Source organism: Streptomyces siamensis, assembly GCF_039543605.1.
Taxonomy (GTDB): domain Bacteria; phylum Actinomycetota; class Actinomycetes; order Streptomycetales; family Streptomycetaceae; genus Streptomyces; species Streptomyces siamensis.
On record NZ_BAABKB010000029.1, the window covers coordinates 177980 to 197899 of the forward strand.

Sequence of the window (19920 nt, forward strand, 5' to 3'; positions counted from 1 at the left end):
GCCGGAACGCCTGGCGTACCCGCCTGCCTCGGGCGCCACTCGATGTCCGTACGCATCAGTGGGCGCCCCCGGAGGTAAGGGGCGCCCACTCTTGCGTATCGCCCCTTACTCCTTGGCCGTGGCCACCGCCACGGGGCGCACCCGCAGTGCGACGCGGCCGGGCAGCGCGGTGGCGACGAGTGCGAGTACTCCGGCGACCGCGACGACCGTCACGTACACCAGAGGCGTGACCGCCGGGGCCGCGCTGCCGGTCATCCCGACGCTGAAGGCGGTCAGCACGGCGAGCGCGATGGAACTGCCGAGCGCGGTGGCGAGAAGCAGCACCGACAGGGCTTCGGTCCGCAGCATGCGCAGGACCTGGCGTCGGGTCGCCCCGGCGAGGCGGAGCATCGCGAACTCACGGACCCGCTCGGACACCGACATGGCGAGCGTGTTGACGACGGCGATGGCGGTGAACGCCAGGACCAGTCCCATGGCGAGGTAGTTGACCTCGGCGTTCGCCTGCTGGCGTTCCGCCTGGATCGAGTCTGCGGTGGCGGGTGCGAGAACACGGACCGCCGGGAACTTACGGAGCGTAGTCGCGAGTTGTGTCTGTGTACGGTCCGTGCCGACCAGGACGGAGGTGGCGAGCGGGTTGTCGACATGGTGTGCGACCAGGTCATGGGCGAAGGTGAGGTCCCCGAAGCCGAGTCCCTTCGCGTAGACGGCGGCGACGGTCACGGTGACCGGCGTGCCGTCACCGAGGGTGAGCTTCAGGGTGCTACCGGGCCTCAAGTGGCGCTGCTGCGCGGCGAGTTCGCTGACGGCGACGGTGTCGTTCCCGAGGTCCTTCAGGGATCCCGCGGTGACCTCCGGGTCCCAGGTGCGGGTGAGACCGGCCGGCGTCACTCCCTGGGCCGCGTATTTGTCGAGGCCGACGCGGACGGTCGTGCGGACCACTTCGGTGACGACGTCGTGCCGCGCGCGCAGTGCCCGGGCGGCCTCGGCCGGGACACCGGGCCCCTGTGCGGCGAGCACCCAGTCGGCACGGATTCCTTCGCGGGCCTGGGCTCGGGCCGCGTCGCCGAGGGTCGGCTGGACGAACAGCACCGTGCAGGTCATGCCGACGAGGAGGGTGAGAGGGGTGACCACGGAGGCCATGCGGGCCGCGTTGCCCCGCAGATTGGCGCGCGCGAGGCGGCCACCGGGGCCGCTCAGCCGCAGCGGGCCCGCGAGTACGGTCGCGGCGGCCTTGACCAGCAGCGGCCCCAGCAGCGCCACGGCGCAGGCGAGGACCACGACGGCCAGGAAGGTCACGGGAGTCGAGGCGGGCTCGGTGCGCAGCACGCTGAGCACGGCCACGAGGACGGCGCCCCCCGCGAGCAGGACGAGGCCGGCGAGGAGGCGTCCCCAGGCCGGGCGGGTGCGCTCGGCGCGGGCTTCGGCGAGTGCTTCGGCCGGACGGATCCTGGCGACCCGGCGCGACGAGATACGGGCGGCGGCCCAGGCGCCGAGGAGCGTGGCGGCCACCGCGGCGAACGGCGGGAAGACGCCGGCCGAGTGCTGGAGCGTGGCCGGGACGGCCCCCATGGCGACGAACCGGCTGTGCAGCCAGGCGCCCAGCGGAAGTCCGGCGAGCGCGCCGGTCACCCCGGCGGCCGCCCCGACGATCAGTGCCTCCTTGCCGAGGAGTCCGCGGATCTGGCCCGGTGTGGCGGCGATGGCGCGCAGCAGGGCGAGTTCGCGGTGGCGCTGCTGCACGGAGAGGGCGAAGGTGCCGACGACCACCAGCACGGCCACCAACAGGGAGGTGCCGCCCATGGCGCCGCCCATGCTGACCAGCTTCGTACGTGCGGCGGCCGCGTCCAGGAACTCGACCGGGCCGCGGGCGTCCCCCGAAGCGACCTGTGCGGTGGTGCCGTGCAGCGCCTCGGTCACCGACCGCTCCAGGGCGGTGGTGCCGGTCCCCTCGGTCGGCAGGACGCCGAAGGCGGTGACGTGTCCGGGGTGTGCGGCCAGGCGCCGCGCCTCGGCGGTGGAGAAGAAGAGCGAGGTCTGGTGGCGGACGTTCACGGCGGCCTGGGCGATTCCGGTGATCCGGTAGGTGCGCGGCGACTGCGTCGACTGGACGGTGAGACGGTCGCCGGGCTCCAGATGGGCGCGCTCGGCGAAACGGCGGTCGACGACCAGGTCACTCGCGGCCCTGGGCGCCCTTCCGGCGCTCAGCGTGTAGGGGGTGAGCACCGCGGAGTCCCATGCGTGACCGTAGGCGGGCCGGCTTGCCTCGACAGCGGCACCGGACGTCAACGGCTGAGCCAGGAAAGTCAGTTCGGGTACGACGCGGCCCACGCCCGGTGCCCGGTGGAGCCGTGCGGCAAGGCCTTCGTCGAGCCACGCCCGTTCCGCGATCGGCTTGGCCTTGTGTTTGACCTTGGTCTTGCCCTTCTTGTGCTTGACCGTGGTCCGGTGGACGTTCTGGTCGGCGGAGACCACGACGGGGGCCGCGGCATAGCGTTCGGTGCTGATCGTGCCGCGCAGACCGGTTTCGAGGAGGGTGCCGCATGCGGTGATCAGAGCGGCGGCGCACATCAGGGCGAGGAAGGCTCCGACGAAGCCGCCCTTGCGGGCCCGGACGGTCTTCAGGGCGTACCGCAGCATCATGAGGGGTCGCTCTCTCTTCTGTTGTGGGGCGCCGGGTGGGTCTCGGGAGCGGCGACGGGGGCCGGGAAGGCGAGGAATCGGGTGAGTACGGTGCGCGCTCCGCGCGGGGTGTCCGCGTCCGGGCGCTTGTAGCGGTTGAGGAGTGCGATGTACTCCTCGAAGAAGGCGCGGAGTTCGGGGAGGGTCAGCCGGATGCTGCCGCGCGAGTAGGGGAAGGCGTCCGCCCAGGGGTCTTCGTATCCGCCGGCCTGGAGCTGGGTCTGCTCGAAGAGTTCGAGGTCGGCGGCGTAGGCGTGATGGTTCAGCTCGTCCATGACGAGCCGCATCTCGGCGCTCTGCCGGCTGCGCGGCGGGAAGCGGCGGTCTCCGGGCACGGCCCGCCACCAGCGCTGCCTGCCCTGGCCGCGCGGGTCGGACGACTCCTCCACGAAGCCGTACCGTGCGAGTTCGCGCAGGTGGTAGCTGGTGGATCCGGTGTTGAGTCCCAGCGCCCGGGCGAGCGTGGCGGACGTGGCGGGGCCGTGCAGGGTGAGGTGCTGGAGCATGCGCTGCCGACGGGGCTGCGCGAGCGCCTTGAGCGTGGCGAGGTCGGAGAGCTCGGTGGGTGCGTGCGGCGCCTTCGAGGGGGATTCCGCTCGCGCGCCGGGTTCCTGTGCCATGCGTACACAGTCGTCTGTGCACAGGTGTCTGTGCAGTGCGGCGGCCCGGCGTCTTCCACCGGGGGTTAACCCCACCCCGGCCAAGGGGAGTTGAGTCGCTGGAGTCGAGCGTGTGCTGCGGTACGCCCGGACGGCGAGCGGGCTCCGAACGCGATCGGCGCCCCCGCGCGTCGACCGTGCTCAGAGCCCTCGTACGTCTGCCGGTGTGCGGCTTCTGCCGCTGCGAAGCCGGTCAGTACCCCGCGTCGTCCAGCCCCTCCGTGTCCTCGCCCTCTTCCTCCAGCGCCTGGCGGACCACGCGCAGGGCCATGCCTTCCGGGTAGCCCTTGCGGGCGAGCATGCCCGCGAGCCGGCGCAGCCGCTTGTCGCGGTCGAGACCGCGGGTGGAACGCAGTTTGCGGGCGACCAGCTCCCGCGCGGTCGTCTCCTCCTGCTCGGAGTCGAGCTGTCCGACGGCCTCGTCGATCAGCGTCGAGTCGACGCCCTTGGTCCGCAACTCCTGCGCGAGTGCCCGTCTGGCCAGCCCCCGGCCGTGGTGCCGGGACTCCACCCAGGCGCCGGCGAAGGCACTGTCATTGATCAGGCCGACCTCTTCGAACCGTGTCAGCACTTCGTCCGCCACGTCGTCCGGGATCTCGCGCTTGCGCAGCGCGTCGGCGAGTTGCTTCCGCGTACGCGGGGTCCCGGTGAGCAGGCGCAGACAGATTGCCCGCGCCCGCTCAGCCGGGTCCCCTGAAGACTCCCCCTTCTCGGCCCTCGACGAGGCAGGGGCGCCTCCGTCCTGTGGGTCGCCGGACGCCTCGCCGAAACCGCCACGCCTTCGACGCCCTCGGCCACCACGCGGCCCCCCGTCGGCGCGCCGGCCCCCGCCGCGGCGCGAGCCACCGCCGACTGAGGCACCGCCCGGCGCATCGCCGTCCGGGTCGCCCTGAAACCCGTCGTGCGCCGCGGTGTCGTACGCGTTGTCACCGTGTCCGGCCGAGCCGCCGTCCCGCCCGTCGTACCCCTGCCCCGGCCCTTCCGGAGCGATGGGGTACGCGTACTCGGCCCAGTCGGTTCGTCGCGTCATGGACTAGCTCTTGGCCGCCGCGGCCTTGGACTTGGTCGCCTTGGCAGCCGGTGCGGGCACCGTCTTCGCGGCCTCGTCCGCGCCCGCGGAGACCGCGGCGTCCGTGCCGGGCTCGGTGGCGGGCTCCTCGGGACGCACGCCGACGCCCAGCTTCTCCTTGATCTTCTTCTCGATCTCGTTGGCGAGGTCGGGGTTGTCCTTGAGGAAGTTGCGGGCGTTCTCCTTGCCCTGGCCGAGCTGGTCGCCCTCGTACGTGTACCAGGCGCCGGCCTTGCGGACGAAGCCGTGCTCCACGCCCATGTCGATCAGGCCGCCCTCGCGGCTGATGCCCTGGCCGTAGAGGATGTCGAACTCGGCCTGCTTGAAGGGCGGCGCAACCTTGTTCTTCACGACCTTGCAGCGGGTGCGGTTGCCGACCGCCTCCGTGCCGTCCTTCAGGGTCTCGATGCGGCGGATGTCGATGCGCACCGAGGCATAGAACTTCAGGGCCCGGCCACCCGTCGTGGTCTCCGGGGAGCCGAACATCACGCCGATCTTCTCGCGGAGCTGGTTGATGAAGATCGCGGTGGTCTTCGACTGGTTGAGCGCGCTGGTGATCTTCCGCAGGGCCTGGCTCATCAGGCGGGCCTGCAGACCCACGTGCGAGTCGCCCATCTCGCCCTCGATCTCCGCGCGCGGCACCAGGGCGGCCACGGAGTCGATGACGATGAGGTCGAGCGCGCCCGAGCGGACCAGCATGTCCACGATCTCCAGGGCCTGCTCGCCGTTGTCCGGCTGCGACAGGATCAGGTTGTCGATGTCGACGCCGAGCTTCTTCGCGTACTCGGGGTCGAGGGCGTGCTCGGCGTCCACGAAGGCCACCTGGCCGCCGGCCTTCTGCGCGTTCGCCACCGCGTGCAGGGTCAGGGTCGTCTTGCCGGAGGACTCCGGGCCGTACACCTCGACCACTCGGCCGCGCGGCAGGCCGCCGACACCGAGGGCGACGTCGAGTGCGGTCGACCCGGTGGGGATGACCTCGATGGGCTCATTCGGCCGCTCGCCGAGGCGCATCACGGCGCCCTTGCCGAACTGCCGTTCAATCTGTGCGAGCGCGGCGTCGAGTGCCTTCTCGCGGTCGGTTCCTGCCATGGGTTCCACCCGGTTTGCTTGAGTCGATCGCTTCACGTCAAAGACGCTAACGCCTGCCACTGACAATGCGCCCCGACGCCCGTCCGGCCTGTGGATAACTCGGGCACATCTCCATCAAAACCCTGTCGAAATGCCCGCCGAGAGCCTCGCTGGAGCCTCCATAAGAATGGATGTTCGATTTTCGTGTCAAGCGCACCACGCGCATCTCCGAGAGTACGGCGGCGCTCCGACAACGCCCCGGCCCTCCACCGGACGACGCCCGGTCCTCCGCCGGCCGGGCACGGATCGTCCGGGCCCGGCGGGCGGTCGCTCCCGCGCCGTGCCCACCCGGCGGCCGGGCTACTCCCCCGGGCGTACGGGCGGTGCCTTCGGGGGTACGACGACGCGGCGGGGCCCGGTCGCCAGGCTGTGAGCCATGGAGACCACCACCACGTCCCGGCCGCCGGCACCGGTGAGGACCACGCCCCGCCCGGCCGAGCGGCTCTGCTACGCGACGGGCGCGCTGCTCGTCCTGACGGGATGCGCGCACCTGGCGGTCTTCGCCGTCGACGGCGGCCCCTGGGACGGTCCCGTCTCCTGGCGCAAGCCCGTCACCTTCGGACTCTCCTTCGGGCTGACCCTGATCGCGATCACCTGGGTCACGTCCTACCTGCGCGTCGGCAGCCGGCTGCGCACGGCGCTGCTGGTCGTGTTCGCCGCGGACTGCGTGGTGGAGGTCGGCGGGATCACGCTTCAGGCATGGCGCCGGGTGCCCTCGCATCTCAACATGGAGACCGGCTTCGACACGGCGGTCTCCATGACGCTCGCCGTGGGCGGCGGAGTGCTCGTCGTCCTGCTCACCGTGTTCGCCGTCGCCTCGTTCCGCGGCCGGCCCACGGGCCCGGCGGGCATGCCGCTCGCGCTCCGTGCCGGGTTCGCCATCTTGATCGTCGCCCTGCTGTCGGGCGCCGCGATGATCGCGCGAGGGGTCGTCCTCACCCGGACCGGCCACCAGGAGGCGGCGTACCACTCGACGGCCCCGCTCAAGCCGCTGCACGGGGTGAGCCTGCACGCCGTGCTGGTGCTGCCCGCGCTGGCCCGGCTGCTCTCCCGCACCACCTGGAGCGGCGCGGCCCGGCAGCGGATCATGTACGCGGCGGTCGGCTGCTACACGGCGGCCGTCGTCGGCGCCGGTGTGTGGGCGGCCCTCACCTGGTGAACGGCCGGGCGCCCGCACGCTCGGGCGCCCCCGTTGAGCGGCCCGGCGGACGTCAGCGGGTGAACAGGCCCCGCACCCGCCCGAGGAAGGTGCTCGAACTCCGCGTCCGGTGCCCGTGCACCCGGGGGTCGTCCGTGACGTCGTACCGCTTCACGTAGGCCCCGAGGAACGCCTGGAGCGTGGCGACGGCCGGAATGGCGATCAGCGCACCGACGGCGCCGAGGAGCGCGGTGCCCGCGATGACCGACCCGAAGGCGACCGCGGGATGGATGTCCACGGTCTTGGCGGTCAGCTTGGGCTGGAGCACGTAGTTCTCGAACTGCTGGTAGACCACGACGAAGATGAGCACCCACAGCGCGTACCAGGGGTTGATCGTGAAAGCGATCAACATGGGCAGGGCGCCCGCGAGATAGGTGCCGATGGTGGGGATGAACTGCGAGACCAGGCCCACCCACACGCCGAGCACGGGCGCGTAGGGCACGCCCAGTGCCTGCAGCAGGATGTAGTGGGCGATGCCCGAGACGAGCGCCATCAGGCCGCGCGAGTACAGATAGCCGCCGGTCTTGTCGACCGCGATCTCCCAGGCGCGGAGCACCTCGGCCTGCCGGGCCGGCGGCAGCACCGAGCAGAGCGCCCGCCGCAGGCGCGGCCCGTCGGCGGCGAAGTAGAACGAGAACAACACGATCGTCAGCAGTTGGAAGAGGCCACCCAACACCTGCGCGGACACGTCGAGGACGCCGGTGGCGCTGTTCTGCACGTACTTCCGCAGCCAGTCGGAGTGGAGCAGGCTGTCCTGGATGTCCACCCGTCTCAGGTCGGTGTGGAAGTGCGTGTTGATCCAGTTGATGACCGAGTCGAGGTACTCGGGGAAGCCCTCGACCATCTTGATGATCTGGCCCGCGAGCATCGAGCCGAGCAGCGTGATGAACCCGGCTATCACGATCATCGACCCGATGAAGACGAGGAAGGTGGCCAGCCCCCGGCGCATGCCGTGCGAGGCCATCCAGCTCACCGCGGGCTCGATGGCGAGCGCCAGGAAGAACGCGATGAGGATGTTGATCAACAGGCCGGTGAGCTGGTGGAAGGCCCAACTGCCCAGCTGGAAGACGGCGATGAGGGCGAGAGCGAGCACCATGGCACGCGGCAGCCAGCGCGGCATGCGTCCGCCGCGCGCGTCGGCGTCTCCGCCCGGGGGTGGATCGGGCGGCGTCGTGCCGAACGGTGATGCCTGCGGGGCGACCTGCGCGGTCTCGTCTGTCGGGGCCACCCAGCAAGTCTCGCCCACGCCGCCGACAATCGGGACCCGCCCCCGGATCTTCGTGGCCGGTCAGCGGTTTTCGTGCGGAATGTTCATGGTCGCGCACACCACACGCCACACGTCCTTGGCTTCCCAGCCCGCGTCCAGCGCCTCGCGCACGGTGCGCCCGCCGAGTTCCGTCATCACATGATCGCGCGCGAAAGTGTCGGCGTACCCCGCACCGAAGTGATCCGCCATCCGCTGCCAGAAGACCGTCAACCGCATGACCCCAGTATCCCGCCCCTGCGAGTGGGCCGGAGCCGGGACCACTTGCCGAGACCGCTTTCCGCCCTACGGTCTGTCGCATGGCCGATACAGGAGCATCCCCACTCCCCCCGACGCCCCCGGCGCACTCCCCGCTCTCGCGCGCCGAGCACTTCGTCTGGCTCACCGCGCGCGTGCTGGAGCAGCGCCGTTTCGCGTACCACTTCCTCCGCGGCGACGCCGACGCGGTGGAAACCGCGCTGGCCGCCTACCGCAATGAGGACGAGGGGTACGGTCACGCGCTCGAACCCGATCTGCGCGGTCCGGTCAGCCAGCCGCTGCACACCGGTCACGCACTGCGCGTGCTCGACTCCATCGGGCGCTGCGGCGGACAGCGCGTGGAACGCGTGTGCCGCTACCTGACCTCCGTGTCCACGGCGGACGGCGCCCTGCCCGCGATCCACCCGAGCCAGCGCGGATACCCGACGGCCCCCTTCGTCCCGATCGTCGACGACCCGCCCAGCGAACTCCTCGCCACAGGACCCGTGGTCGGCCTGCTGCACCGCAACGAGGTGTGGCACGCCTGGCTGTTCCGGGCCACCGACTTCTGCTGGCAGGCGGTCGACTCCCTGGACAAGTCTCATCCCTACGAGATCGAGGCGGCCGTCGCCTTCCTGGACTCCGCGCCCGACCGCTCCCGCGCGAAGGCCGCCGCCGACCGGCTGGGCCGGATGGTGCGCGAGCACCGGCTCGCGGCGCTGGATCCCGAACGCCTGGAGGCGTTTCCGGTCGCGTCCGGATACGCGCCGGGCGAGCACCACTTCCCGCACGACTACGCGAAGACCCCCGAGTCTCTCGCGCGCGCGTGGTTCACCGACGAGGAGATGTCGCGCTCCCTGGATCACCTGGCAAACGAGCAGGAGGCGGACGGAGGGTGGCCGGTCCGCTGGCGTCAGTGGGCGCCGGGCACGGCCCTGGAGTGCCGCCCCATGGTGACCATCGAGGCGCTGCGCACACTGCGCGCGTACGGCCGGCCCATCGGCTGACGGCCGGGGCTGCCGGGGCTGCCGGGGCTGCCTGCGGGCGACTGCCGCGACAGGATCGTCAGCCGGTGAGCGCCCGCACACCCGCGGTCACCACGACGGCGGCGCCGACCACGAGCAGGAAGGGCGCCCGCAGGACCAGTGCGACGGCGGCGGCGGCGAGCCCCGCGGCCTTCGCGTCGATGACGAGGACCCGTCCGTCGGCGAAGGTCTGCTGGGCGGTGAGCGCCGCGAGGAGGGCGACGGGCAGCAGGGCGGAGAGGCGCTGCACGACCGGGCGTTCCAGCACTCCGGCCGGGACCAGCAGCCCGATGAGCTTGACGGCGTAGCAGCCCACGGCTGTGGCGCCGATGGCGATCCAGATGTTCAACGCTCTTCCCTCGGTCCGTCGTCGGCGGTCTTCGTCCCGCGGCGCCCCTGCAGCCACAGAGCCACCGGCGCGGCCAGCGCCGCCACCAGGACGGGCACTCCGGCGGGCAGCACGGGCAGCAGGCCAAGTCCCAGCAGGACCGCGGCTCCGGCGACCGCGCGCTCCGTGCCGGTCCTCAGCATCGGCGCGAGCAGGGCCAGGAAGACGGCGGGTCCTGCGGCGTCCAGCCCCCAGGCGTCGGTGTCGCCGATGGCCTCGGCCCCGACGGCCCCGAGCAGTGTGGTCAGGTTCCACAGCAGGTAGAGGGTGAGTCCGGTGACGGTGAAGCCGATGCGGACACTGCGCCGGGTGGGCTGGGCGAGCGCGACCGCCGTGGTCTCGTCGATGACCCACTGGGCGGCGAAGGGACGCACCGCGCGCGGGAGGGCCAGCAGCTGCGACAGACGCAGTCCGTAGAAGGCGTTGCGGACCCCGAGGAAAAACGCGCCCGCGGCGGCCGTGAGCGGGTTGCCCCCGGCCGCGAGTGCGCCCACCAGTGCGAACTGCGAGGCCCCGGTGAAGACCAGGAGACTGAGCGCGCAGGTCTGCAGCAGGGTGAGCCCGCTGCCCGCCGAGGTCACCCCGAAGGCGAAACCGGACAGTCCGACGGCGACCCCGACTCCCAGGGCGTCCCGGACGACGGCGGCGTCGGGTTTTCCGCGTCCTTCACTGCGTATGTCTGCGAGAGCTGTCTGTTCTGCCACACCCCGGACGGTACGGCCAGGCGTCCGTGATGGTCTTGTACGTTCTTGCGCTCGCGCTGGTAGGCACCCGGGGGCACGCCCACGATCCGGCTGAAGTGCCGGTTCAGGTGCGGCTGGTCCGTGAAGCCGACGGCGACCGCCGCTTCCGCGGGCGCGGAACCGGCGTCCAGCAGGTGCCGCGCCCGGCGTACCCGGGCGTCGGTCAGCCAGGTGTGGGGAGGCATGCCGTAGGCGTCCCGGAACGCGCGCAGCAGGGCGAACGGGCTGGTCCCGAGGTCGGCGGCGAGCCGCTCCAGGGTCGGGGGCTCGGCCATCCGCTCCTCCAGCACGGCACGCGCGCGTGCGGCGGTGCGAGCACCCGCGGAGCGCACGGACCGCTGGGGCAGCGGCCCGCCGTTCAGGCGCAGCAGCCGGGTCACCGCGACGCGCAGCATGGTGTCGGCGGCGAGCGCGTTGCCCTCCTCAGCCGCCCGCAGGACCTGGTGGACCAGGCCCACCGTGTACGGGTCGTCGAGCACCGGGGCGACGAATCCGGGGGTGCCGCGGATGGACGTGGTCTCGGCGGCGATCTCGGCGACCAGCTCAGGCGACGGGTACACCGCCCCGTACCGCCAGCCTTCGGGTACGCCGGCGCGGCCGGTGTGCGCGGTGTCCGGGTTGACCAGGGCCAGGGAACCTGGACCCGCGTACTGGTCGGCGCCGCCGTGGTGGAAGACCTCTACGCCGTCGGCGATGGCTGCGATGACGAAGTTCTCGTGGGTGTGCCGCACGAAGATCTTTTCCACGTAACGTGCGCGGAGCAGGTCGACGCCGGGCAGTTCCGCGTACCGCCAGTGCCGTGCCCGTTCCGCCGAGGTCGCCATGCCCTCCATTCTCCGTCAGCGGTGGCGGCCGGATCGCGGGCTCCGGCGGCCACCGTCGGGCCATGCGGCCTCGGAGGAGCGACGGAACCGCCAGGCCACCCGCGCCCCGACATCACCGCCACCTCCCCGGTCTCCCGGCTTCCGGCTTCCGGCTTCCGGCTCCCGGCTCCCGGCTCCCGGCTCCCGGCTCCCGGCTCCCGGCTCCCGGCTCCCGGCTCCCGGCTCCCGGCTCCCGGCTATCATTTCCGCAGGTCAGGCACATTGTCAGTGGCCGGGTGCAGGATGGACGCATGGTCAGCTCCGCACACCGAGCCCTCGACGGCTTCTCCCCCGCGACCCGCGGCTGGTTCACGGGGGCCTTTTCCGCGCCCACCGCGGCCCAGGCCGGGGCGTGGGCAGCCATCGGCGAGGGTTCGGACGTCCTCGTCGTGGCCCCCACGGGCTCCGGCAAGACGCTGGCCGCCTTCCTCGCCGCGCTCGACCAGCTGGCCTCCACCCCGCCCCCGGCCGACCCGCGCAAGCGCTGCCGGGTGCTGTACGTGTCCCCGCTGAAGGCCCTCGCGGTCGACGTGGAGCGCAATCTGCGCAGCCCCCTCACCGGCATCAGGCAGGAGTCGGTGCGGCTCGGGCTACCCGAACCCGAGGTCAAGGTGGGCATCCGCTCCGGGGACACCCCCGCGGCCGAGCGGCGCGCGCTGGCCACCCGTCCGCCGGACATCCTGATCACGACTCCCGAGTCGCTGTTCCTGATGCTGACCTCGGCCACGCGCGACGCGCTGACGGGCATCGAGACGGTGATCCTCGACGAGGTGCACGCGGTGGCGGGCACCAAGCGCGGCGCCCATCTCGCGCTCACCCTGGAGCGCCTCGACGAGCTGCTCCCGAAGCCCGCCCGCCGGATCGGCCTCTCGGCCACGGTGCGCCCGGTGGACGAGGTGGCCCGCTTCCTCTCGCCCCGCCGCAAGGTGGAGATCGTCCAGCCGCGGTCCGGCAAGGAGTTCGATCTCTCCGTGGTCGTCCCGGTGGAGGACTTGGGCGAGCTGGGCGCCTCCCCCGCCGCCGACGGCAATGAGGGCGCCGAGAAGCCCTCCATCTGGCCGCACGTCGAGGAGCGGATCGCCGACCTCGTCCAGTCCCACCGCTCGACGATCGTGTTCGCCAACTCCCGCCGCCTGGCGGAGCGCCTGTGCAACCGGCTCAACGAGATCGCGTACGAGAGGGCCACCGGGGAACCGCTCGAAGAAGCGCACGCACCGGCCCAGTTGATGGGCGGTTCGGGAGCCGCGCAGGGTGCCCCGCCCGTCATCGCCCGTGCCCACCACGGCTCCGTCTCCAAGGAGCAGCGGGCCCTCGTCGAGGAGGACCTGAAGGCCGGTCGTCTGCCGGCCGTGGTCGCCACCTCCAGCCTGGAGCTGGGCATCGACATGGGTGCGGTCGACCTCGTCGTCCAGGTGGAGTCGCCGCCGTCCGTGGCCTCCGGCCTGCAGCGCGTGGGGCGCGCCGGTCACCAGGTGGGCGCGGTCTCCACGGGTGTGGTGTTCCCCAAGTACCGGGGCGACCTGGTCCAGGCGGCCGTCGTCACCGAGCGGATGCGCACCGGTTCCATCGAGTCCCTCCGGGTGCCCGCCAATCCCCTGGACGTGCTGGCGCAGCAGCTCGTCGCCATGACCGCGCTCGACACATGGCAGGTCGACGACCTGCTCGCCATGGTCCGCCGGGCGGCCCCTTTCGCCTCGCTCCCGGAATCGGCCTTCACCGCGGTGCTCGACATGCTCGCGGGCCGCTATCCCTCCGACGCCTTCGCGGAGCTCAGGCCGCGCGTGGTGTGGGACCGCGTCGCCGGCACGGTCACCGGCCGGCCGGGTGCTCAGCGCCTCGCCGTCACCTCCGGAGGCACGATCCCCGACCGGGGGCTCTTCGGCGTCTTCCTCGCGGGGTCCGACCCCAAGAAGGGCGGCGGCCGGGTCGGCGAGCTCGACGAGGAGATGGTCTACGAGTCCCGTGTCGGCGATGTCTTCACGCTCGGCACCAGTTCGTGGCGCATCGAGGACATCACGCGCGACCGCGTCCTGGTGTCGCCGGCCCCGGGCGTCCCGGGCAGGCTCCCCTTCTGGAAGGGCGACCAGCTCGGCCGTCCCCTCGAACTGGGCCGCGCGGTCGGCGCGTTCCTGCGCGAGGTGGGCTCGCTCTCCAGGGAAGACGCGCGGCTCCGGCTGCTCGCCGCCGGTCTGGACGCCTGGGCCGCGGACAACGTGCTGTCGTACCTGACCGAACAGCGCGAGGCGTGCGGTCACGTGCCCGACGACCGGACCATCGTCGTCGAGCGGTTCCGCGACGAGCTGGGCGACTGGCGCGTCGTCGTGCACTCGCCGTTCGGCGCCCAGGTCCACGCCCCCTGGGCGCTCGCGCTGGGCGCCAAGCTCTCCGAGCGGTACGGCATGGACGCCCAGGTGATGCACGCCGACGACGGCATCGTGCTGCGGCTCCCCGACGCCGATCTGATGGGCCTGGACCTGCTGGACCAGACCCCGACGAAGGCGGGCACGGAGTACGACGCGGAGCAGGCGCCCGTGGGAGCGGCGGACGTCGCCTTCGACAAGGGCGAGGTCGACCAGATCGTCACCGACCAGGTGGGCGGCTCCGCACTGTTCGCGTCCCGCTTCCGCGAGTGCGCCGCCCGCGCGCTGCTGCTGCCGCGCCGCAGTCCCGGCAAGCGCACTCCGCTGTGGCAGCAGCGTCAGCGCGCCGCCCAACTCCTCGAAGTGGCGAGCGAGTACGGATCGTTCCCGATCGTCCTCGAAGCGGTCCGCGAGTGCCTCCAGGACGTCTTCGACGTGCCGGGCCTCACGGAACTGATGGGCGACATCGAGTCCCGCAAGGTGCGACTCGTCGAGGTCACCACACCCGAGCCCTCCCCCTTCGCCCGTTCCCTGCTCTTCGGGTACGTCGCGCAGTTCCTGTACGAGGGGGACTCCCCGCTGGCCGAGCGGCGCGCCGCGGCCCTGTCGCTGGACTCGCGGCTGCTGGCCGAGCTCCTCGGCCAGGCCGAGCTGCGCGAGCTCCTCGACGCCGACGTCCTGGCCGAGTTGGAGCGTGAGCTCCAGTGGCTGACGGAGGACCGCCGCGTCAAGGACGCGGAAGGTGTCGCCGACCTGCTGCGTCTGCTGGGTCCGCTCACGGACGGCGAGCTGGCGGAACGCGGCGCCGAACCGCAGTGGGCCCACGAGTTGACCGCGGCCCGCCGTGCGATCCGGGTACGGATCGCCGGGGCGGACCACTGGGCCGCCGTCGAGGACGCGGGCCGACTGCGCGACGCACTCGGCACGGCGCTGCCCGTCGGTGTCCCGGAAGCCTTCACCGAACTGGTCAAGGATCCGCTCGGCGACCTGCTCGCCCGGTACGCGCGCACCCACGGCCCGTTCACCTCCACGACGGCCGCGGCCCGCTTCGGTCTCGGCACGGCCGTCACGGACGGCGCGTTGCAGCGGCTCGCGGCGAGCGGGCGTGTCGTGCAGGGCGAGTTCCATCCGGCGGGCATCGGCCAGGAGTGGTGCGACGCGGCGGTGTTGCGCAGGCTGCGGCGGCGCTCCCTCGCGGCCCTTCGTCACGAGCTGGAGCCGGTGCCGCCCGCCGCGCTCGCCCAGTTCCTGCCGCAGTGGCAGCACGTGGGTCAGGGGCACGGGCTGCGTGGCGTCGACGGACTGGTGCGTGCCGTCGAGCAGTTGCAGGGCGCGTCCGTGCCCGCGTCCGCGTTGGAGAAGCTCGTCCTGCCCTCCCGGGTCGCGGGTTACGCCCCCGCGATGCTCGACGAACTCACCGCCGCCGGAGAGGTGGTGTGGGCCGGGGCCGGGTCGCTGCCGGGCAAGGACGGGTGGGTGTCGCTGTATCTGGCCGACGCCGCCCCGCTGCTCCTGCCGGCCCCGCACCCGTTGGAGCTGACGGCGCTCCACCAGTCGGTGCTGGACTCGCTGTCCGGGGGGTACGGCCTCTTCTTCCGCCAGATCGCCGACCAGGTGCGCGCCACCACGCACCCCGATGCCACCGACCCCCAGCTCGCCGACGCGATCTGGGACCTGGCCTGGTCCGGGCGCCTGACGAACGACACGCTCGCGCCGATGCGCTCCGTCCTGGGCTCCGGCCGTACCGCGGGGTCCACGGCGCACCGCGCCAAGCGCTCCGTCCCGCGTGGGCGTTACGGCTCACTGACCGGCGGGGCGCGTCCTCAGTCCCGGACCGGTCCGCCGACGGTGGCGGGCCGCTGGTCGCTGCTCCCCGAGCGTGAGCCGGATGCCACGGTGCGCGCTCATGCCCTGGCCCGCACCCTGCTCGACCGGCACGGCGTGGTGACGCGGGGTGCCGTCGCCGCGGAAGGGGTCGAGGGCGGCTTCTCGGCGGTGTATCGCATCCTGTCCGCGTTCGAGGACAGCGGCCAGGCCCGGCGCGGCTATGTGGTCGAGGGGCTCGGCGCGGCTCAATTCGCGATGGACGGCGCGGTGGACCGTCTGCGCGCGGCGGCGAACGCCCGGGACCGGGGCGAGGCCCTGTCCGCCCAGGGCCTGCCGGACGGATTCCCGGGCTTCCCGGACGGACTCCCGGCCGTCCCCGCCTTCCCCGGCGATCTCGGATCCGCGAACACCCCCGCGTTCCCGGGCGACCGTGGTGCCGCGCGCGGGTCGGACGTCCCGGACGACGGGGACGCGCTGGACGCGTTCGGCAAGTCGCACGGTTTCGGGCCGACCGAAGGCACCGGCTTCCCGGACGTCCCCGGATCCGGGGACGCCCTCGGCTTCCCCGACTTCCCCGACGACCACGGCACCGACGGCTCCGGCCTCGGCCCCGACGGCGATCACAGGTACTCCGCCGACTCCGCGTTCTCGGCAGGTTCTCCCTTCCCCGCCCGTTCCGGCGGTCCCTACGGTTCCGCCCGCCCCCCGTCCCGGTACGGCGACGGCACCGGCCGTCCGGGCGGCCCGGGCTTCGGGAGCGGCCGCTCCCGCACCCGAGCGGCGGCCCCGGCGGTGGTGCTGGCGGCCGCCGACCCGGCCAATGCGTACGGCGCGGCGCTGTCCTGGCCCGAGCCCCCGACCGGTGCGGGACACAAGCCGGGCCGCAAGGCGGGTTCGCTCGTGGTGCTCGTCGACGGCGAGCTGGCCCTCTACATGGAGCGGGGCGGCAAGACCCTGCTGGCCTGGCCCTCGGACCCGGACGCGTCGGTCATGGAGGACGCCCGGCTGCTCAGTGCCGCCGAAGCGCTCGCCGGTGCCGCCCGCGCGGGCTCCCTCGGCACGGTCACGGTCGAGCGGGTCAACGGCGCCTCCGCGCTCACGTCCCCGTTCGGCACCCTCCTGGAAGGAGCGGGCTTCATCGCGACCCCCCGCGGACTGCGCCTGCGCGCCTGACCCGCCCGCCGACACCCCGCCACACGCCACCAGCCCGAGCCACCCACCGACAGCCGCCACACGCACACCCCACGCACCCGCACACTCGCACCCCACACACCCGCGACTGCGCCCCACGTCCACCACCCCCCGACGCGTGCCACCCTGGAGCCATGCCTGAAGGAGACACCGTCTGGCAGGCCGCGAAAAGGCTGCACACCGCCCTCGCGGGCAAGGTGCTGGTCCGGTCCGACCTGCGGGTGCCCCGGTACGCCACCGCCGACCTCACCGGCCGTGCCGTCCTGGAGGTCGCCCCGCGCGGAAAGCACCTCCTCACCCGGATCGAGGGCGGGCTGACCCTCCACTCGCATCTGCGGATGGACGGCTCCTGGAAGGTGTACGCCCCCGGCCAGCGCTGGAGCGGCGGCCCCGCGCACCAGATCCGGGCCGTCCTCGGCACCGCCGACCGCACGGCCGTCGGCTACCGCCTCCCCGTACTGGACCTCATCCGCACCGGCGAGGAGGAGCGGGCGGTGGGCCACCTCGGCCCCGACCTCCTCGGCCCGGACTGGGACCCGGACAAGGCCCTCGCGAACCTCCTGCGCGACCCGGCCCGCCCTCTCGGGGAGGCACTGCTGGACCAGCGCAATCTCGCCGGGATCGGCAACGTCTACAAGAGCGAGCTGTGCTTCCTGCTGGGCGTCACCCCCTGGCTCCCCGTCGGCGACCTTCCCACCGACCGCGCCGCTCAACTGCCGGTCCTCGCCAGGAGGCTGCTGGAGGCCAACCGCGACCGCCCCACCCGCATCACCACGGGACGCCGCGACCAGAACCTGTTCGTGTACGGCCGCACGCCCCGCCCCTGCCTGCGGTGCGGCACCCCGATCCGGTCGGCCGACCAGGGAGACGGTTCCCGCGAGCGCCCCACGTACTGGTGCCCGAGGTGCCAGCCGGGCCCCACCCCGCCGCCGGGCGCCGGCCGACTGCGTACAACTCCCCGGCACACAGCTAATTGACGACCCGTCAGAAACCCTCGTACCGTCAATTCATGGCCCTCACGGCGTACGACCTCACCGGACGCACCGCATTCGTCACCGGCGCCGCCAGCGGTATCGGCCGCGCCTCCGCCGTGCTGCTCGCCCGGGCCGGAGCCACCGTCCATTGCGCGGACCGTGACGCACAGGGCCTGGACCGGACGGCCGTACTGATCAAGGACGAGGGCGGCACGGCCCACACGCACCCGCTCGACGTCTCCGACCGCACCCAGGTCCAGCAGGCCGTCGCATCCTGCGAGCGGCTGGACGTCATGGCCGCGATTGCCGGGATCATGCACAGCAGCCCGGTTCTGGAGACTCGGGACGAGGACCTCGACCGCGTTCTGAACGTCAACTTCAAGGGCGTGTGGTACGCCTGCCAGGAGGCCGCCCGCCTGATGATCGCGAAGGGCATCAGGGGCAGTGTCATCACGATGGCGTCCGGCGCCATCGACACCGGCGGCCCCGGACTGTTCTGCTACGGAGCGGCGAAGGCAGCCGTGGTGCAGCTGACGAAGACGCTGGCCACCGAGGTAGGCCCGCACGGCATCCGGGTCAACGCGGTCGCGCCCGGCTGGACCCGTACGGCCATGACCGATCGTCACGGGGAGGCGCAGGCACACACGGAGGCGTTCATGGCGCGTCTGTCACCACTGGGCCGGGTCGGCGAACCGGAGGACATCGCCCACGCGGTGCTGCATCTGGCCTCCGACGCCTCGGCGTTCACCACGGGTCAGATCCTGCGCCCCAACGGCGGTGTGTCGATGCCCTGGTAGCGGTCACGAGTCCGGCCGCGCGGCCACGGCGACCCGCGCCGGCCTCGCGGCACGCGCCGTCCGGGACTTCGGCACGCAGTGCACCGGCAGCACGCTCAGCCCCCAGCCGCCGGCCGCGACCGCGCCCTCCAGCATCCCGGCGCCCGGCACCAGCGCGAGCCTGAGCACGCTCCACCACCACAGCGCCCCCAGCCCCAGTACGGCCCCCCAGCGCGCTATTCGCCCTGCCATGCCGCCACCTCCAGCCCGACGCTAGATCGCTGTCCCGGCACACGAGCAGGGCACACCGGCGGTGCCACCAGGGCACACCCCGGGCGCAGCCCCGCGGACGGTCACCCGTTCTCCGCCTGGAACATCCAGTGATGCTTCTCCAGGTCGGCAGTGATTCCGATGAAGATGTCCTGGCTCACCGGGTCCGGTGCCGCCGTGGCCTCCACCCGCTCACGCATCCGCGCGATCACCGCGTCCAGCGCGTCCACGAGCGTCTTCACGGCGTCGGTGTCCCGCACCCAGCCCTCCGGCGTCACGTCGATGCCGGAACTGGTGGCCACGGTCGAGGCCCGCCCGTCCGGCGGGACTCCGAGGGTCGCGGCGCGCTCGGCCACGGTGTCGGAGTGCAGCCGAGCGGTGTCCACGACCTCGTCGAGCTGGAGGTGGATCGAGCGGAAGCGCGGCCCGACCACGTTCCAGTGGACCTGCTTGGCCACGAGCGAGAGGTCCACCAGGTCGACCAGTGCGCCCTGCAGCGCATCGGCCACGGTCTTCAGGTCCGCGTCGGACAGCGGGCTCTTCACGACGTACATCCACATCCTCCGATTACGACGATCGATCGCGATCAAGACGTCCGGCGGCAGCCGCCGGCCGCTACCGAGCTGCCCCTCCACCATGGCCGCCGCATCGGATACCGGCAAATGGACGCATAGAGGACACCCGCACAACGCGAAAACCCCGGCCGCACTCCTCCAGGTCTCCCCGGAGAAGCCCCGGCCGGGGCTCTCACACACTTCCTCGACCCACGAGCGTGAGCCCGCGGGCGTCAGGCGGCGACGACGTCGACCGCTTCTGTAGGCGCCTTGATCGTGACCCGTTCCGGTGGCACACCGGTCACCGACACGGAATTGAGCATCGGGCGACGTACCGGTGCGGGCACCGGTTCGGTGGCCGCAGCCGACTGTGCCAGCTCGGCGAGGGCGAGCTCGTCGCTCACTTCCCGCATGAGCTCGGACATCCGTACGTCCAGCGCGTCGCAGATCGCGGAGAGCAGCTCGGAGGATGCCTCCTTCTGCCCCCGCTCCACCTCGGAGAGATAGCCGAGTGAGACTCGGGCGGACGAGGAGACTTCGCGCAGAGTACGGCCCTGGCGCTGGCGCTGCCGACGCAGCACGTCACCCAGCAGGCGACGGAGCAGAATCATCGGTGGCTCCCTCCTCGGACCGCGTAGCCGCATCCTTCACGCCCCACCGTACCGCCTCGCGCCGCGGCCGTGCGGGGAGCGATGTCGTGTTCACTCAGGGCTGC

Annotated in this window: 17 protein-coding genes; 5 read left to right on the forward strand and 12 right to left on the reverse strand. The window is 72.5% G+C overall.

Annotation, left to right across the window (positions count from 1 at the left end; all coding sequences use genetic code 11):
- Positions 1-105 precede the first annotated feature (105 nt).
- From ABEB03_RS30630 to recA, 4 genes are all read right to left on the reverse strand, one after another.
- Complete coding sequence (locus tag ABEB03_RS30630; protein WP_345656127.1) at positions 106-2640, reverse strand: ABC transporter permease; 2535 nt, start codon at positions 2638-2640, stop codon at positions 106-108.
- A complete protein-coding gene (locus ABEB03_RS30635; protein WP_345656128.1) occupies positions 2637-3299 on the reverse strand; it encodes an ArsR/SmtB family transcription factor in 663 nt (220 codons plus the stop codon). Before ABEB03_RS30635 ends, ABEB03_RS30630 begins: the two co-directional genes overlap by 4 nt.
- Before the next feature lie 232 nt (positions 3300-3531).
- Positions 3532-4368, reverse strand: coding sequence for a recombination regulator RecX (gene recX / locus ABEB03_RS30640; protein WP_345656129.1), 837 nt, complete (start codon positions 4366-4368; stop codon positions 3532-3534).
- A 3-nt stretch (positions 4369-4371) separates the two neighbouring features.
- Entirely contained in the window at positions 4372-5496 is a 1125-nt protein-coding gene (gene recA, locus ABEB03_RS30645; protein ID WP_345656130.1) for a recombinase RecA, read from the reverse strand.
- Between the two features lie 415 nt (positions 5497-5911).
- On the opposite strand from recA, the gene ABEB03_RS30650 reads away from it, so the two are divergent.
- On the forward strand, positions 5912-6694 hold the full coding sequence (locus tag ABEB03_RS30650; protein WP_345656131.1) for a hypothetical protein: 783 nt from the start codon (positions 5912-5914) through the stop codon (positions 6692-6694).
- Between the two features lie 52 nt (positions 6695-6746).
- On the opposite strand, the gene ABEB03_RS30655 is transcribed toward ABEB03_RS30650, so the two are convergent.
- Positions 6747-7961: an AI-2E family transporter gene (locus tag ABEB03_RS30655; protein ID WP_345656132.1), complete on the reverse strand. Its 1215-nt coding sequence runs from the start codon at positions 7959-7961 to the stop codon at positions 6747-6749.
- 60 nt (positions 7962-8021) lie between these two features.
- Positions 8022-8216: a DUF3046 domain-containing protein gene (locus ABEB03_RS30660; protein ID WP_345656133.1), complete on the reverse strand. Its 195-nt coding sequence runs from the start codon at positions 8214-8216 to the stop codon at positions 8022-8024.
- An 80-nt stretch (positions 8217-8296) separates the two neighbouring features.
- On the opposite strand from ABEB03_RS30660, the gene ABEB03_RS30665 reads away from it, so the two are divergent.
- Positions 8297-9241: a hypothetical protein gene (locus ABEB03_RS30665; RefSeq protein WP_345656134.1), complete on the forward strand. Its 945-nt coding sequence runs from the start codon at positions 8297-8299 to the stop codon at positions 9239-9241.
- A gap of 58 nt (positions 9242-9299) precedes the next feature.
- On the opposite strand, the gene ABEB03_RS30670 is transcribed toward ABEB03_RS30665, so the two are convergent.
- The 3 genes from ABEB03_RS30670 to ABEB03_RS30680 are packed head-to-tail and all read right to left on the reverse strand — an operon-like array spanning position 9300 to position 11214.
- Complete coding sequence (locus tag ABEB03_RS30670) at positions 9300-9608, reverse strand: AzlD domain-containing protein (protein WP_345656135.1); 309 nt, start codon at positions 9606-9608, stop codon at positions 9300-9302.
- Positions 9605-10324 (reverse strand): AzlC family ABC transporter permease, encoded by a 720-nt coding sequence (locus ABEB03_RS30675; protein ID WP_345656156.1) that lies wholly within the window; start codon positions 10322-10324, stop codon positions 9605-9607. Before ABEB03_RS30675 ends, ABEB03_RS30670 begins: the two co-directional genes overlap by 4 nt.
- Positions 10225-11214, reverse strand: a complete 990-nt coding sequence (locus tag ABEB03_RS30680; protein ID WP_345656136.1) for an AraC family transcriptional regulator — start codon at positions 11212-11214, stop codon at positions 10225-10227. The genes ABEB03_RS30675 and ABEB03_RS30680 overlap by 100 nt, the downstream gene beginning before the upstream one ends.
- 290 nt (positions 11215-11504) lie before the next feature.
- Between ABEB03_RS30680 and ABEB03_RS30685 the strand changes: the two genes are divergently transcribed.
- The 3 genes from ABEB03_RS30685 to ABEB03_RS30695 all read left to right on the forward strand — a co-directional run bounded on the left by ABEB03_RS30685 (position 11505) and on the right by ABEB03_RS30695 (position 18402).
- Positions 11505-16613 carry an ATP-dependent helicase gene (locus tag ABEB03_RS30685; RefSeq protein ID WP_345656137.1) on the forward strand — a complete coding sequence of 1703 codons (5109 nt, stop codon included), beginning with the start codon at positions 11505-11507 and terminating at the stop codon, positions 16611-16613.
- Positions 16614-16765: 152 nt separating this feature from the next.
- The gene (locus ABEB03_RS30690) at positions 16766-17608 is read left to right on the forward strand and encodes an Fpg/Nei family DNA glycosylase (protein WP_345656138.1); all 843 of its coding nucleotides are present in this window, start codon (positions 16766-16768) and stop codon (positions 17606-17608) included.
- A gap of 32 nt (positions 17609-17640) precedes the next feature.
- Positions 17641-18402 carry an SDR family NAD(P)-dependent oxidoreductase gene (locus ABEB03_RS30695; protein ID WP_345656139.1) on the forward strand — a complete coding sequence of 254 codons (762 nt, stop codon included), beginning with the start codon at positions 17641-17643 and terminating at the stop codon, positions 18400-18402.
- A gap of 3 nt (positions 18403-18405) precedes the next feature.
- Here the strand turns inward: ABEB03_RS30695 and ABEB03_RS30700 are convergent, their stop codons facing one another.
- From ABEB03_RS30700 to ABEB03_RS30710, 3 genes are all read right to left on the reverse strand, one after another.
- Positions 18406-18633 (reverse strand): hypothetical protein, encoded by a 228-nt coding sequence (locus tag ABEB03_RS30700; protein WP_345656140.1) that lies wholly within the window; start codon positions 18631-18633, stop codon positions 18406-18408.
- 101 nt (positions 18634-18734) lie between these two features.
- Positions 18735-19205, reverse strand: a complete 471-nt coding sequence (locus tag ABEB03_RS30705; RefSeq protein ID WP_345656141.1) for a Dps family protein — start codon at positions 19203-19205, stop codon at positions 18735-18737.
- Positions 19206-19438: 233 nt separating this feature from the next.
- A complete protein-coding gene (locus ABEB03_RS30710) occupies positions 19439-19816 on the reverse strand; it encodes a helix-turn-helix domain-containing protein (protein WP_028802355.1) in 378 nt (125 codons plus the stop codon).
- Positions 19817-19920: the final 104 nt, after the last annotated feature.

Excerpts from the sequence above, each read along its gene's own strand:
- ABEB03_RS30630 (WP_345656127.1), bottom strand. The coding sequence starts at position 2,640 with ATGATGCTGCGGTACGCCCTGAAGACCGTCCGGGCCCGCAAGGGCGGC.
- ABEB03_RS30635 (WP_345656128.1), bottom strand. The coding sequence starts at position 3,299 with ATGGCACAGGAACCCGGCGCGCGAGCGGAATCCCCCTCGAAGGCGCCG.
- recX (WP_345656129.1), bottom strand. The coding sequence starts at position 4,368 with ATGACGCGACGAACCGACTGGGCCGAGTACGCGTACCCCATCGCTCCG.
- recA (WP_345656130.1), bottom strand. The coding sequence starts at position 5,496 with ATGGCAGGAACCGACCGCGAGAAGGCACTCGACGCCGCGCTCGCACAG.
- ABEB03_RS30650 (WP_345656131.1), top strand. The coding sequence starts at position 5,912 with ATGGAGACCACCACCACGTCCCGGCCGCCGGCACCGGTGAGGACCACG.
- ABEB03_RS30660 (WP_345656133.1), bottom strand. The coding sequence starts at position 8,216 with ATGCGGTTGACGGTCTTCTGGCAGCGGATGGCGGATCACTTCGGTGCG.
- ABEB03_RS30665 (WP_345656134.1), top strand. The coding sequence starts at position 8,297 with ATGGCCGATACAGGAGCATCCCCACTCCCCCCGACGCCCCCGGCGCAC.
- ABEB03_RS30680 (WP_345656136.1), bottom strand. The coding sequence starts at position 11,214 with ATGGCGACCTCGGCGGAACGGGCACGGCACTGGCGGTACGCGGAACTG.
- ABEB03_RS30685 (WP_345656137.1), top strand. The coding sequence starts at position 11,505 with ATGGTCAGCTCCGCACACCGAGCCCTCGACGGCTTCTCCCCCGCGACC.
- ABEB03_RS30690 (WP_345656138.1), top strand. The coding sequence starts at position 16,766 with ATGCCTGAAGGAGACACCGTCTGGCAGGCCGCGAAAAGGCTGCACACC.
- ABEB03_RS30695 (WP_345656139.1), top strand. The coding sequence starts at position 17,641 with ATGGCCCTCACGGCGTACGACCTCACCGGACGCACCGCATTCGTCACC.
- ABEB03_RS30700 (WP_345656140.1), bottom strand. The coding sequence starts at position 18,633 with ATGGCAGGGCGAATAGCGCGCTGGGGGGCCGTACTGGGGCTGGGGGCG.
- ABEB03_RS30705 (WP_345656141.1), bottom strand. The coding sequence starts at position 19,205 with ATGTACGTCGTGAAGAGCCCGCTGTCCGACGCGGACCTGAAGACCGTG.
- ABEB03_RS30710 (WP_028802355.1), bottom strand. The coding sequence starts at position 19,816 with ATGATTCTGCTCCGTCGCCTGCTGGGTGACGTGCTGCGTCGGCAGCGC.